At 40.2% G+C, this 13,158-nt stretch carries 9 protein-coding genes; 3 read left to right on the top strand and 6 right to left on the bottom strand.

Going from position 1 to position 13,158, the window contains the following annotated elements:
- Positions 1 to 291: 291 nt before the first annotated feature.
- From D1367_RS16675 to D1367_RS16660, 4 genes are all read right to left on the bottom strand, one after another.
- Positions 292 to 1,221: a hypothetical protein gene (locus D1367_RS16675; RefSeq protein WP_225892218.1), complete on the bottom strand. Its 930-nt coding sequence runs from the start codon at positions 1,219 to 1,221 to the stop codon at positions 292 to 294.
- Between the two features lie 85 nt (positions 1,222 to 1,306).
- Positions 1,307 to 4,054 carry a hypothetical protein gene (locus D1367_RS16670; protein ID WP_118167425.1) on the bottom strand — a complete coding sequence of 916 codons (2,748 nt, stop codon included), beginning with the start codon at positions 4,052 to 4,054 and terminating at the stop codon, positions 1,307 to 1,309.
- Positions 4,008 to 4,379, bottom strand: coding sequence for a hypothetical protein (locus D1367_RS16665; RefSeq protein WP_118167424.1), 372 nt, complete (start codon positions 4,377 to 4,379; stop codon positions 4,008 to 4,010). The genes D1367_RS16670 and D1367_RS16665 overlap by 47 nt, the downstream gene beginning before the upstream one ends.
- Before the next feature lie 25 nt (positions 4,380 to 4,404).
- On the bottom strand, positions 4,405 to 5,022 hold the full coding sequence (locus D1367_RS16660; protein ID WP_118167423.1) for a hypothetical protein: 618 nt from the start codon (positions 5,020 to 5,022) through the stop codon (positions 4,405 to 4,407).
- A gap of 2,090 nt (positions 5,023 to 7,112) precedes the next feature.
- Here D1367_RS16660 and D1367_RS16655 point away from each other — a divergent pair.
- The gene (locus tag D1367_RS16655) at positions 7,113 to 7,541 is read left to right on the top strand and encodes a hypothetical protein (protein WP_118167422.1); all 429 of its coding nucleotides are present in this window, start codon (positions 7,113 to 7,115) and stop codon (positions 7,539 to 7,541) included.
- A 199-nt stretch (positions 7,542 to 7,740) separates the two neighbouring features.
- Positions 7,741 to 7,974, top strand: coding sequence for a DUF3134 domain-containing protein (locus D1367_RS16650; protein WP_118167421.1), 234 nt, complete (start codon positions 7,741 to 7,743; stop codon positions 7,972 to 7,974).
- 107 nt (positions 7,975 to 8,081) lie between these two features.
- On the opposite strand, the gene mltA is transcribed toward D1367_RS16650, so the two are convergent.
- Positions 8,082 to 9,353, bottom strand: coding sequence for a murein transglycosylase A (gene mltA, locus D1367_RS16645; protein WP_181984863.1), 1,272 nt, complete (start codon positions 9,351 to 9,353; stop codon positions 8,082 to 8,084).
- A gap of 88 nt (positions 9,354 to 9,441) precedes the next feature.
- Positions 9,442 to 10,788 (bottom strand): proton extrusion protein PcxA, encoded by a 1,347-nt coding sequence (locus tag D1367_RS16640; protein WP_410477575.1) that lies wholly within the window; start codon positions 10,786 to 10,788, stop codon positions 9,442 to 9,444.
- A gap of 87 nt (positions 10,789 to 10,875) precedes the next feature.
- On the opposite strand from D1367_RS16640, the gene D1367_RS16635 reads away from it, so the two are divergent.
- Positions 10,876 to 13,152 (top strand): recombinase family protein, encoded by a 2,277-nt coding sequence (locus D1367_RS16635; protein ID WP_118167419.1) that lies wholly within the window; start codon positions 10,876 to 10,878, stop codon positions 13,150 to 13,152.
- The last annotated feature ends 6 nt before the right edge of the window (positions 13,153 to 13,158 follow it).

Here is a 13,158-nt window from a genome sequence, read left to right as displayed (position 1 = left end):
AACTGTTTTTTAGACTTCGTGTTGGTTTGTAAGAAGTTTAAGGATTTAAAAAATTGTCTGGAAATTGAGAGGATGTTTTAAAAGTGGTTTATTGTAATTTTAAGCACTTTTTGATCCCCCCTAACCCCCCTAAAAAAGGGGGGAACCGGAATCAAAGTCCCCCTTTAAAAGGGGGATTTAGAGGGATCTAAAAGGTTTTGCTACTAACCAGAGGACTTTTAAAACATCCTCTTAGAGTTTTTTTATCCTAAAATCCTACTTCCCAACTTTTTCTCTGCCGGCGTTCCTGAATTAGCGGATGACTTGGCACAATTTATCACGAATTTGCATTTCCAATGGTTTTAACTGCAAATTCATCCCGCATTTATCCAACCCCTCTCTGCCAAACAAATCTAGTTGAGAAGTCGCTCGTAAAAGTCGCGCTGCTTCTGTAGATGTATCTACTCTCCGAGCGCGATTTGCCTCTTCTGCCTGTTGAGAAATGTTTGCTAAATTTAAATTAGAATATTGCAAAGACTGATTCGTTTGCATTGTCTGAGCAAATGTTTCACCTATAATTGCTGATTGTGCCCGTTGAATCTTAATAGTTTCCAAGTGATTGTCACCTAGTATTTGTGCTAAATTTTGTAAACCGGAAAGAGTACCAGTAGCGGCGAGTTTAGTTACATCGGTGGTGCTTGCTGTTTCTATCCTTCGAGTTAATTGCTCAAATTTACTACTAAATAGGTTGTTCTTTGCCCCCGCCGTATCGCTAATTGCGTTAATTTCTTCTAGTGTGTTTTGAGTATTTTCTAACTTTGCTTGTGTTCGATTTTGTCCATCTTTACCAAGAATAGCTTCTGCGGCTCCACGGGTAATAAAACGATTGAGTTCATTACTAACTAAATTTGCCCGTACTGCTGCATTATTTTCAAAGCGGCTTTCTTTAGATTGTGAACGATAAGATTCGTTGATAATGTTATCACGAACCTTTTGTCCCGCAGTGACGGGGTTAGGTATCTTCAATTCTGTATCTCCCTTGGAACTATCAAGAGCATTTCGACTCTGTGCTTCTACAGGCTTTAAGTTTTCGCTCTGATTATTTTGAAGGTATTTTCCCATATCTGCGGAATATGATTGAATATCATCCCAAACCTGCCCTAATCCCGTGTTAACTTGTGCCATTGCTGGTAGGATTGCCAGGGATAGCAACGTAAGAGTAAAAATGGTAGTTTTTCGCATACATTTGTGCCTGAAAAAGGTAATTTAGCTTTGTAACTATGATTTATAACTTTTTGAATCACTGTTAACTACTTACAGAACCCGATTAACTACTACGCAGATTAGCCACTAACTGACGGGCAAATGCAGAAATTGCTTCATATTTATCGCTATGAAGTTGCATCATTTTACTACGTGCAGTTTGTTCAGCAGGGTTATTAGCAACTGCTGCCAATTGTTCGTAACCTGGATAATAACGACAGAATGTATAAATACCGTTATCATCTAACAGCCATTGGCTATAAACGCCTTCTTTGCGCGGAAAGAAGCTTTCTGAAGCATTACGAGAAATAATGTGGCGGGGATACTTTAATATCTCTGCAAAACTATCGACTGCAACCGGCTGAATGCGTCCAATCAATCGTGTTGTCAAGTTTTGCAAAATCTTAGATGCAGCTTTAGATTTGGCAATTGTATCAGGATCTTGTCCTGATAAGATGACTCTGATACCGGCTTTAGCGCCGTTTGCACAAACTCTGCCAACTAAGTCAGATATTTGCTCGAATTCAAATAGAATTGGTGCTTCGTCAATGAAGAATATAGAAGCTGGACTACCTAATGCGCGTCGTAATGCTGCTGAATAGGCACTCAAAGATAGTACGGCTGCATCTTCACTATCTGATAGGTTTCTCAGAGCAAAAACTAATAGTTGTGCATCGGTAGGAAAGCTAGATGGTGCAGAAATGGCTTGTCCCACCCGACTAGAAAGCCAGAACCGCAAGCGCAACTGTATTTGACTAAGGGCGTCTTCTACTCTGCCAGTTAAAGTACTTAGCTGCAAGTGTTCTGATGAACAGAAAAACAGAAAATCTTTTAAAGTAGGGGTTTTCTGCCAAGCCTGAGTGCCAAATCCTCCCGCCATCGCTTGGCGATATCGCTCTTGTATGCCCTCATCAGCAAAGAAGGCTTCTAATGCTAAGTTTAGGAGCGATCGCACGGTTTGTGATAAAATTTGACTTTCGGTGGATGATCCTAAAACCATTGTCATCAAAGCTGATTCTAGGAAGGCGGTATAATCGTTAAAGCGATCGCGCTGTTGTTCTGGATCTAGCGATCGTAAGTCTGGCTGTTCAAATAAGTTATTCGATTGTTTGGAGATATCGAAATACGCTCCATTTGCCCCCATGAACTCTGTGTAATCAGTGAAAGTAGATGTACCATCAGGTTTCGGGAAATCTAACGCCACAACCGGAATGCCATGCGCCAAAGCCTGAGTTAAAATCCCTGATACCAACACCGATTTACCAGCACGAGTAGTCGCAAATAAAGCTAAATTTTTGTGTTGATTAAACAAATCTAAATGTACCGGTGTTCCGCCTTCTTCAGCAATCAACTCAAAGCCTTGTTTATCACCCTGTTTAGTTAAAACTAAAGGCATTAATCCGGGAACTTCACTGGTTAAATATAGCTGGCGACGATTGAAAGGTGTCGCTAATAAACCTTCCCAAACTATTGGGAGAGTTTGCAGCCAAATTTTCCAAGCGTACTCACTTTCTCTAATTAATTTCGCTGGACGTTGAAAACAGTTTTCAATATATCTTGTTGCCTCATCTAATTTATCGACGGTTTGACGATGTACCAAAATAACGATGCTCGTATAAATCGGGACTGCACCTTCAAATAATTGTTCTTGTGCTGCTACCGATTTCTTCAACTTTAATTGCGCGTTGACATCAATAGTTTTACTTTTTTCTTGAGCCATGATTGTTGTCATGTTTGACTGCTTCAAGACTCGTTGCAAAGTAGTTTTCACCATTGCTGGATTTGCCGCAGTCAACTCACAAAAAATCTCTGTATCTACTACTGTTTCTCTAGCCAACAGTTCCCATAAATATCGCAGTTGAGCAGATTTATTTACCCAACCTCCGGGTTTTTCCAGAAATGAGAGTGCGCCAATATAACGATTGTTAACATTAACCCAACGGCGATCGGCACAAGGTACGCTAGACTCCATCAACAAAGTTGTGCCGTGGATATTATCTAGCAGCAATTTAGTACTAGCTAAATCTGAATTAACTTGCTCGTGCAGCCCTTCTTCATCTAAAGTCATCAACTGAGGAATCGGTATTGGCTGCGTATCATTAAACCTTTTCCAGATGCCCTCCCAGAGTTCATCAGCTTTCAAAGGTTTGACATCCAATCCCATTTGGTTAGATAAAATTTGTTCCCAGCGTAGAAAACCCTGCTTGTAAGCATTGGTTATCAGCGTTTCAATGCGCTGGTTTTCTACTTCTGAAAGATCCCCTTTGAATTTTAACCACCATGATTCAGCTCTAACTAAAAGCTTCTCTATCCAATCATCTGCATTTTTGGAGTTGGATTCAATGGTGTAAGTGACATAAATCCGTAAGAATTTAGGCTTACGAACACCAGAAATAGTCAATTCTTTGACTCTGGCTCTTTCTGCCATCAACAAATATTTGATATCTCGTGATGGCGCATTTCTGATTAGCGATACTAATTCTTTTTGGCGCTCTTTGTCTGAACTAAAAGAACCCAAATGCAGTGTCATTCTTTCACCGCTAGGAATGTCTTTTAATCCGGCTTCAATGTTATTAAAGAGTGTATCGATTTGTTCGGGTCTTAAAGTGGTATGAATTCCCTTACAGTCAAAACCAAAAACAAAGCAAAACCGATCTCTTTGAGTGCCTTTTGTCAAAAGGTAAGCACCAATATCACGTCCATTAATTGCGACACGTAGCATTGTCGCCAAGTGTAAGGCATCTTCAAATGGTGTTAATCTACCTTCATTTCCGGCGACGCTGACGCTTTGTTTTCCGATTTTTTGCTTCATGGTTAACTTCCAATAAGCTCTGATAACGAGCAAAGCCTCTTGTCCAAGCGGGAACGCCTATAAATTTACTTAAAAAACTCCAACTCCTACCACCAGTTAAAATCCACCAAGTTCCGATTCCCCAACCAGTCATGAGTATTGTCCATAACCACTTTTGAAACTCTTCTTGGAAAATCCCACCAAAAACCCCGTTGACAATAAAGTAGGAGGCTAAGGCAATTACCGTCCAAGGAAGAATTTGATCAGCAGGGATTGGCCCTAATGAGGGTTGGCTTCCTAGAACCTGATTGACTGGACGAAAATCTTGTTCCCGCTCTTGAGACATTTTAAATATGAAATATCTAAATTATTTACTGCCCTTGTGGCCCAATTACAAAGCGTGTGAGTACATCAGCAATGGTAACAGCAACAACGACTAATAGGGGAGTTCTGGCAATACTTTGCCAATCCTCATCCTTACGCACTGCGTTAATCACACCAACTAGAGAAATTGCAATATAGAGTAAGTAAATCGCCCGCAACACATTAAATATCAAACTTATTGCTGCCTCGCTACCACCACCAGCTGTTGCTGCACCACCTAAGTTTCTTTTGAAAAACCTCTCAGCTTCCCCAAAAAACTGTGCTTGTGCGGGGGCTGCAAACCAGTCTAACCAATACAAACTCAGAATTACGGCTGCTGCTAAAATTTGTAATATTATTAGCGATCGCCTTGGTAAATTCACCTGCTGCCCGATTTGCTGGATGATAACTGCAATTAAACTACCAACTAGTAAACAAAAAAGCAGGATAGGACTTTTTAGGCTGATAACGCTTACAAGTACAGCACAAGCAATCAAAAAGGGTACGGATTCCACCAGAATAATCAAGCTGGATTTAAGCCCCAGTCTTAACTTCTGAGATCCTTTGAGTGCGCTAACAGTTAAAGCTTTGAAAAAGTTTCTCTTGTGAGAACTTTGTCTAGACATTGCTAATTTTCCTATGGTGTACTTGAGTGTTTATTGTCTTAAAATTTACAATATTTAGATCAATTTAACATGATTTAACATTTATTTTTAATAAAATTAAAAATTTTGCAGGAAAATGTTACGATGGATACAAAATATTATTCATTTAAGTTAACTAAATATTAATTTTGGTTTAAAAGAAAAATATGCATGGTTTAAGAAACCAGGTTTCGAGCTGAAAACCAGAACTGCTACAGCCCTCAACAGCTCTTTGTATCCCAGCGTTTTTGCCGGAATTAGAGATTGGTAAATCCGGTAGAAACGCGAGACAATGCTTGGGAGCATAGCTAGAAGTTCCATAGGAAACATTTTATTACTCCAAGCTACCGTTATTGTAAGGTATTATCCTTACAAAATATACTACATTAATTGCTACAAGTTTGGGTGAGTTCACAGCGTTGTAGCTAAAGTATCCCATGTGCAAAGCCCTTTGGGAATAATTATGGAGATTTATTATGTTAACATTACCATTGACATCTGGTTAATTTCAGTCTACCGTCACTAGCAGGAAATGCTCATAGCTGAATGGCACTAAGAAAAGCCCAAAGACTTATGTAGCACTCGTTCCCAGCCTGGAGGCTGGGAACGAATTCTGAATGGGCTGCTGCCTCTTGTCAAAAAAGAGGAGGCGGAGCCTCTAGGAATGGTTTCCCAGCCTGGAGGCTGGGAAGCAGTTGGATCAAGGGCTGTATCTTAACTTAGTGCCATTCGCTCATAGCTAAAGTCTACTCAAGTAGACTAAAGATTTTTAGGAATATTTAGTCTACTTCACTAGACTTTAGCTAAAAGCCAAGGAACTGAAGTTCCTTGCGGGACATGACTTTTACGTTAAGTTGACACCAATGAGCATTGGTATGCCCCTACAGTATGGTCTATTTGCGTAGTTTACCGCCGTAGGCATCGCAGGATAATTAAGTAGGACTTACGCAAAATATCTCTCAAACTCTGATTTCTCCGTGTACTCTGCGCCTCTGTGGTTCGTTATTCCGTAACTCTTGCGTAAGTCCTATTAAGAAAAGCCTGAAACAACTTATTAGCTAAATTTATCAGCTATTTTTTTGCGACGCCTACGCAACTAATAAAATGCTGAAATAACGTATTTTGATTTATACTCATACTGACTAATTTGTAAACTGCCTAAACTCTATAAAATACTTATTAACACCTCTAAAAAAGCTGAATTAAGAAAAACCATATATAAGCGAAAGGTTCAGATTTTTCTCTGGTGAGATTAATAAAAAGCGCCATAAAAACCACTTCTAACTTCCAGGAATATATTTAAGTTCCTTAATCATTTCATAATAGAATCATGATTTTTACTTTACTTAAGCTTATCCTGTTGATTTTGTTAACAACATTTAACAGCTTTAGAGTTTGCTAAAAGATGTTCTTTGGCTCTCGGTACTGAAGGCCAATTAACGTCTCTACTTGATGAGATGATGCGATCGCAATGACTATTTATCCTTAGATATGCTTAGTAAAAATTAAAATTACTTAATAAATATATTTCCTAATCTAAAAATCGCAATTGAATACAACCCTACCGTTCTTGCTGACGGAATATGTATCGGTCAGAGGAGTTAAAAAAACTTCAACGGTCAACTATGTTATAATTATTTATGTTGAGAAATATTTTCGGTCATGTGACTGAGTATATGGAGGCCTCTCCGAATCTAAATCTCTACACCATTTGATTCTAGAGGTGTTTGATGTCAGTTTATATTGCTGTATTGCAATACATTGGGTGAAACTGGTACATCTAACAGACAGTAAACTAGAATGCTACTTACTTAGGGACTTCCAAGTAAAAAAATATTCCATTGCTATTGTTCACTGTTGACCGTTGACGGTTCACGAGTTTTCAGTCAACAGTCAACAGTCAACGACTTTAATGTGGAATAATTTATTTTTTGGAGTTCACTTAAGCTAGATTTATATCTCGGACTTATTCAAAAAGCCGGGGATGTGGGCAGTAACTTTTGCTTAAGAAGTGGGATTGCACAGTAAGGTGTATCACAAACCCAGACAACATACGGATACTACTTGAACTTATGGCAACGGATATAATTACCCGTCCTGAATCCTTGACAGAAGATTGTTTCTTTACTTACGCCCTTGGGACTGATTTGCACGACACTAATTCTACTGCCCAATATTTACGCAGAATCAGGAAAGAAGATAAACCCTATATCGACATAGCTGTTTCTCCCAGACCGGGCTATCGATTTGAGGTGTGCCTTATCCCTGTTGAAGGGTTCGCTCAAGAAACAATATTGACAAAAGACGGGTTCGCCAAAGCTTTAGCGATTATTTGTGCTGTATCTAACAAAGCTAGGAAGCGATTCCCGTCAGGAAATGGACAAGAAATTGTCCGGTGTCAATTTAGCAACTTAGCTGATGCAGTCGCTGTAGCGAACAGATTGTCTGCATTACCATCTAATATGTATGAAACTCTCGCCAAGGTATCAAATACCTTGTGAGAGCGCGTCCGCTTGAAGATTTATTATTAGGACTGACGTGAAGACATTTTAATGGTAAGTAATTAGACGGTTTTGAAATGAAAAACTCAATGGTTCACATTTCATCTGTTGGAAAAAGACTTGTTATACAAGACTTTTAAACCTAGTGGACAATTTTCCTGTTTTTGCACACTGACCCATAATTCAAAGTGAGTTTTTTATGCCTATAAGCCCTTTGCGTGAAGAACCTCGTAACCAGCGAGCGCCTGTAATTCGTACAAGTAATGAGTTTATTCTCTTGGAATGGTTAAAGTCAACTGGTCGTCTGATTGAACGGGAACATCAAGAATCTGAGTATTTAAATGAAGTAGAAGAAATTTCAGAAATGATAGACCTTGACGATATCCCTTACGATCATGACGATGATGATTCTGATATGGACATAGAAGCGTAATTCGTAATTCGTAATTACCCTAAGCGTTTCATTTGAATGGGAACCGCTATAAGATTCCCGACTTCTTTAACAAGTCGGGAATCTTTAGTATTAAAATGGGAGTGTGTTTAATTCTTGGACTTGAGTAATAGATAAAATAATTGTCCATTACTGACTGTAACACCAGCGCGATCGCCTGCTAATTTCCCAGTACCTAAAAAATAATCTACCCTACCTGCACCTTTAATTGCACCTCCAGTATCTTGGTCAAGAACATAGCGACTAACGATGCGCTCCTCCATTTTTCCGGTAGGATTAACAAAGGGAATAGAAGCGCGAATCAACGCTAAAGCACCAGGAGGCATGAGGGATTTATCTGTAGCGATAGAACGCTCTGCTGTTAGTGGTACATTGATAGAACCTTGGGCTGGTTCACCGTGGTTTTCTTGAAAAAAAACAAAACTGCGATCGCGTGGAATATAAATATTTAATTCTTGGGGATGCTTTTGGAAATAGTCGAGAATAATGGGCATAGTCATCCCTTCTAGCGGTAATTTGCCATCATTCGCTAATTCTCGCCCAATGCTTTTGTAGTTATAAGCAATATTACCTGCATAGCCGATTGTTGTCTGACTACCATCAGCAAGCTGAAGTCGCGCTGAACCTTGAATTTGAGCTAGATATGGTTCAAGGCGAAGGCGAAACCAAAATAACTCTAATCCTCGTAATTTTCCTTTTGCGCCTTGTAAACCATCTGCTCCTTCTAATTCTTCGCGGGTAGGATGAGGCTTACTCCAGGAGTTGAAATCAGGAGGTAATCGATAAACAGGATAACGATATTCTGGTGTGGGAACGCGACTGGCTGCGTAAAGCGGTTCATAATAGGCGGTGAATAAAACGGAACCTTTGGTGTCTTTACCGACTGACTGGTAAAGAACAAATTCCCGCTCTATAGCTTGATGTAATTCTGTTGCAGAATTAGTTGTTAATAAGAGTTCGCGGAATCTTTTCAAGCTTTTGATGACGCGATCGCGCGTAATCCCAGCCACCGGATAGTTTTGATAAGCAGCCGCAGCATTACCCGTTTGCAGGTATTGGAGACTGTGAGCGATCGCACTCATCAGCGCCTTTTTATCTCGTATTTCTCCATAGATAAATTCATCAAAACAAGAGGTATCACCTTGACAACAAGTTATTGGTAGTCTCTGAATTAATCGTGCTTTTTGGTTTTCAGCAGTCAAGGAAACTGGTATATCCCACTTTTTCACGCGACATTCAGGCGGGCTAAGTTCCTGATGCGCTAAAGATTGCATACGCACCAGGAAAACTGACAAAACGACAGGTAAGCTGATGCCGATAACTTTGTTAAACTTTCCTAACTCAGCAAGTGCCTTTTCCATCAAAATTCAAACTTTTCATATTATCCCACTTCCCTCAAATTCAAAAATAATCTAATTATTTCTTTCCCCACTCCCCACTCCCTACTTCTTATTCATTCATATTCCGATAAGTAGCAACAGCAGAAGGCGATATCCGATTCAAATATCGGAATATCCAATATTTAAATATAGTATCTAAAATCACTGGAAATGTCGCAATAAATAAGAAGATAAAATCTCGATTTGCTGGCAATCCCCAATGACGCGATACACCTTCTAGGAGTACTTCCCAGCCATGAGGAGAGTGGAAACCTACAAATATATCAGTAAACAAAATGATGATAAATGCTTTAGCACTATCACTAAGTCCATAAACAATCCGATCAAAGAAATCTTTAATCACAGCAATAGAAGACTTGCTGACTAGTAAAAGCCAGATAAAAGCACCCACCGAAAAAATATCTGCAAAAACATTTTTGATAGCATTAGAGCTTTCATGACGAAATTCTTCAGCAAGCTCAACCGCCCTCTTTTTCATTTCACCTTCTATCTGTTCAGGCAAGAGTGGCGGGGCATTTCTAATCAAACTTTCAAACTGGAGTTTTTCTTCAAATCTTTGTAATTCTCCAAGGGCTTCCTCTTCCATTTCGGAATTGAGGAATATTTGCATTTGCTCAGTGTCTCTAAACTTATCAATAAGTGGGCCAACTACAAAAGCTTTTGCTATTTGATGCGTCAGAAGTGGTACGATAATTAATAGTAAAATAAATCTAATAGATATTATTGTTCTTCTTTGAGCTTGACGAAAACTTTGGATTACTTCTTGTTCTGAATTAGGATCTAATTCAACTTGCAGACGAGTGATAGTACTTAAAATAGAGCGGGGTAAAACCCCTGTTGTATCAACTTTACCCTTTGGTTTTGCTTTTGTCTCCCAATCTTTAGTTGTTATTTTGGGTGGCAAAGTTGGATTATTGACGATTAGCGATTTGTCGTCAGATATTACAGAGTCAACGGGTAGATTTGGAGGTTGAACGACTAAAGCGTTGGAACTTTTCTGAGCGGAAACTGTTGTGTATTTGGATATAACTTGATCGATAAAGTTAAGCTTTTCCAAAACCAAAGAAGGACTGAGAAACTCTATACCTGCTTTCTCGGCAGCTTTTTGATTCTCTTCATTTAAAAACCAACGACTTGCTTTCAACTCTGTAAGCCGCATCCTCACAGTTTTTAATAGCTTTTTTAGGTCTGACTCAAAATAATCTATCACGCTATTACTGTACATGGCTGAGTCAATGTCTATTTTATTACCATTGAAATGCTTATCTTCTATTTCCTTAATCTTTAATGCTGCATCGTAAGCTTGATTTAAAGAACGTTCAGGAGTTTGTAAGTACCATCGGTAAGTATCAAGTAAGAAAGAATAGATTTTTTGGCTAAAAACAGAGTTTTTCATTGGAGACAATCATCCAGCATTATTTGGTGACTATTAACCTTAAGTTAACGCACGAGGTATACTAGCAAATCTACAAGGAGAAAGTTTGTGGTTTCTCATTCGGTTTGGATTGTTGGCACTAGCCGCAGTGGTAAGACAGCTCGTTTGGTAGAGCAATTTTGTAGTTGGGTACAACCTGAGAAGCAGTACGCTGAATCATTTTATACTAATAAACTAGGACGTAAAAAAGGCGATGCCTTCTCTACGAGAGGCTTCTCTAGAGACGCTAACGCCAACGCCAAGGGCGATCGCATACCCGAATTTTTATATCTTAAACAAACAGATCCAGGAGTTTTAGTCTTAGCTGCCAATGATGATAATCGTCGAGAATTGGGAGATATAATTGTTACATCTACATTAGGAAAATATCCGGTGCGTGCCAAGACACCGCTAGGTTTTTTTCAGGATGAAGTTATTTTATTTTGGCCATTGCTAATTAACTCGTTGAACCTGAAGGCACAGTTTCCGGTAAGATTGCGCCCAGAAACGGAGCAAGAGTTAGCAACCAAGCTTTGGCGTCCCCAATTAGACGAAGAAATTTTACGTGTTGCGGGAGTGAATGAATCTCGCTTGGTGCGTCGCATTCTAGACTTATTGCAATTAGCAGCTTACAGTGGTGTACCTTGCGAAGATATTGCCCAGATTTTGACAAGGGGTTTGGGGGAAAATACGATAACTTTAAAGCCAGAATTTCTCGCCTCTTTGCTTTTAGATTGGCGTAACTGGTGTTTAGAGAGGGGGTTACTAACTTATGGGATTATTACTGAACTTTATAGTCAGCATTTGTTAAGCGATCGCAATTACCAACAGCACCTAACTAAACGCTATCAGGCGGTACTGGCGGATGATGTTGATGATTATCCTAGCGTAGCGCGTCTTTTGTTTGAACTGCTATTAGATCGAGGTGCAGTCGGGGCCTTTAGTTACAATCCCGATGGTGCAGTGCGATTGGGATTGGGAGCAGATCCCAATTACCTAGAAGGGTTAGCAGAACGTTGTCGGGTAGAGATATTGACTGGGCCCCCTCCAGAGTCCCTTGGCGATCAAGCTAAACAGATGGTGGAATTACTCACAGAACCAATGGTACTGTTGAGCTTACCAAAAACAGTGCATTCAATTCAAACCACCTCCCGCGCCCAACTATTGCGGCAAACAGCAGAAGTAATTGCTGATGCCATTCAATCACAGCAAGTGGAAGCAGAAGAAGTGGCGATTATTGCACCAGGTTTAGATGCGATCGCTCGTTATACTCTAGTAGAAATCCTCGTTAAGCAAAACATCCAAGTAGAATCGCTCAATGATCAACGTCCCTTAGTTAGTTCACCGGTCATTCGCGCATTACTCACCATGCTGGCACTAGTTTATCCCGGTTTGGGACGCCTCGTAGATCGGGATGCCGTCGCAGAAATGCTGGTTGTATTGAGTAGGAAACAACAATCACCAGAAAACTCTACAGACGCGATGAATCCTAAAGACGCGATGAATCGGGTATCTACAACAGACGCGATGAATCGCGTCTCTACAAATATTGATCCGGTACGCGCTGGTTTGATTGCAGATTACTGCTTTGTACCCCATCCCGATCGCCCCAATTTGCTGCCAGTGTCAGCCTTCGAGCGCTGGGATAGGATTGGCTATGCAGCGACTACAGCCTATAATGAGATATTACAGTGGTTAGAACAACAGCGATCGCAACAAGAACTCCGGTTAATTCCCAGTCCCATTTCCCTTTTAGACAGAGCAATTCAGCGTTTTTTATGGAATGGTAGTAATCTCCCCTACGAACAACTAGCTGCACTGCGGGAATTATTAGAAACTGCCCAACACTACTGGGAAATTGACACCAGGTTACGACAAATTGCCCCAAATGAGACAACGCCTCAAACAACTATTATCGAATTCATTCAACTACTGCGACGTGGTACAATCACCGCCAACCCTTACCCTGTGCGTCCCATCGGTGGAGCGAGAAAGGCTGTCACACTAGCAACTATATTTCAATATCGATCTAGTAGGCGATCGCACCGTTGGCATTTTTGGCTGGATGCTGGTTCACCTCTATGGGCGAAAGGTGGTGCAGCAACTTTGTTTGGTGCGCCGTTTTTCCTGCGAGACAGGTTAGGCGAACCTTGGACAGCAGAAGATGAAAAATTAGCAGAAGAACAAAGACTGCAAAGAATCTTGACAGATTTACTGTCTCGTGTATCCGAGAGAGTTTATTTGTGTCACAGCGATTTAGCAGTCAATGGACAAGAGCAATTAGGGCCGCTGTTACCCTTAGTGAATGCTTGTGTGACAGTTCTTTCTGAGACTACTGCTAAATAAGGCTCA

The organism is Nostoc sphaeroides (assembly GCF_003443655.1).
GTDB lineage: Bacteria > Cyanobacteriota > Cyanobacteriia > Cyanobacteriales > Nostocaceae > Nostoc > Nostoc sphaeroides.
Note: the sequence above shows the minus strand (reverse complement) of the source record. Positions and strands in the feature narration are given on the sequence as shown.